Here is a 1627-nt window from a genome sequence, read left to right on the forward strand (position 1 = left end):
ACTCGGGTTCCGCAACCTGACCAACTACATCGCCCGAAGCCTGCTCGAGACCGGCGGCTTCAGACCCCAACTCCTACACCCCCGATTGGGATGAGCCGCTGAGTGACCCTACCGCGACGGCCACGTCTGGCCCCATCTCCCTTCTTGACTGTGCTCGCCAACGGCGCAAAGCCAAGTGAGCGCTCGTTGGGGATGAACCTGAGCAGGATTGGTGCGCAGATTCGCATATCAGGCGTCCCGCAAGGGGAACGCTCTACGGGAACGCGGTGCAGGAAACTAGTTCAGGCAGAGTTGTCGACTATCCATTCCGCTCTTGCTAGAAGCTCATCAAAGGTAACGATTTCGGGCTCTTGAAGGTGACGCCGTGCTAGTTCAAATGACCGAATTTTTTCAGGATGGTGCTGGTCCCGATCGTTCAGGAACTCCGAAAGTTTTCCAATGATCAGGAAGGAACGCGGTCGGATTAAGTAAGTCAAGTCCGCCATCTCGAAGCCACCGGCATCACGCTGAGCCACTCGCTCACCCACTCCCGCGACCGCCTGGTGGACTGTTACCTGTGCCTGGCTGATACCGCCGACGAGATCCTTGGACAATGACCAAACGCTGGGGCGGTATTCATCCTTCAATATGGGTGTCCGATGGTGCTTGATCTCTGCGAACACCATGGATTGGATCAGCCCACTAGTGCGGAGCAATGCGTCTGCGCGCTTTCCGTCCCCAGCAATGGAGTGGCCTTTCACGATCTGCTCTAACTTCTCTTCCGACCATGACGTGTAGAGCTGCGTGCCGAGACCAACACCTAAGACCCAAGGGTTGGTCTCAAAGAACTGTTGCCAGACAGCTTCTTTTCCCTTGCCCTCCTCAACGAGCGAGTCGAAGAAGGCGTCGTCGCTAAGCATCCTTCGAAAATGTTCGAGCGCCGCGCGTCTGCCGGCGAGGGCAACAACATCCCGCGCGTGCGCATCGTCTGCGATGAGTGCGCGGACGGCCGGCGCCTGCATTTCGTACACCCGGTTCGCCGACTCGGGATTATTCAACAACTGGGAGAGCGTTTCTTCGTCCAGCCTGAATCCGGTATCGGCGCCGTCCGGCTCGAGGAGCATGAGACGGCGAAAGAACTCCGCTAGGCGAATGGCGTCCTCACGTCGGACTCGCAGGATCTCTTTGACTACCGCTCCGGATCCGACCGCTGGCACGCGTTGAATCCACAAGTCCACGATAGATCCGGCTTCTCTCGATATGAGGACTTTGATCTGTGCACGGGTGCCATCGATCGGGGTGACTATCCACTCCTCGCCCTCTCTTCGCAGCGATGAGGCGGTGCCGTCATCGTCAAAAACCTGGTAGACGAAACGACTTGGCTGGCCAAGATCAGAAGAGTTGGGGTTGCGATTCGCGAACGTCTTCGACGTGTATAGACGGTCAGGCATCCTGCCCTGCGCATAATCTGTCTCCGTCACCGGAGCGTACGAAGGGGAATCAAATTCCCACTCTTCACCTGACACGAATGGCCCCCATCGCAGCTCCGAAGGGGCTTGACCCCTGATCTTGGACACGCTGATTCCAGCACGGCGCTGGGGAAGCGAGAATCCAAGGGATGGCAAGGAAGAACTACACGGACGAGTTC

The 1627-nt window shown here is 57.8% G+C and carries 1 protein-coding gene; it reads right to left on the bottom strand.

Translation table 11 applies throughout. The annotated features are described in order from the left end of the window. Positions 1-281 precede the first annotated feature (281 nt). Positions 282-1505 (bottom strand): Shedu immune nuclease family protein, encoded by a 1224-nt coding sequence (locus PYV02_RS15275; protein ID WP_275759938.1) that lies wholly within the window; start codon positions 1503-1505, stop codon positions 282-284. Between the last annotated feature and the right edge of the window lie 122 nt (positions 1506-1627).

The organism is Antiquaquibacter metalliresistens (genome assembly GCF_029211225.1).
In the GTDB taxonomy this organism is placed as follows: domain Bacteria; phylum Actinomycetota; class Actinomycetes; order Actinomycetales; family Microbacteriaceae; genus Rhodoglobus; species Rhodoglobus metalliresistens.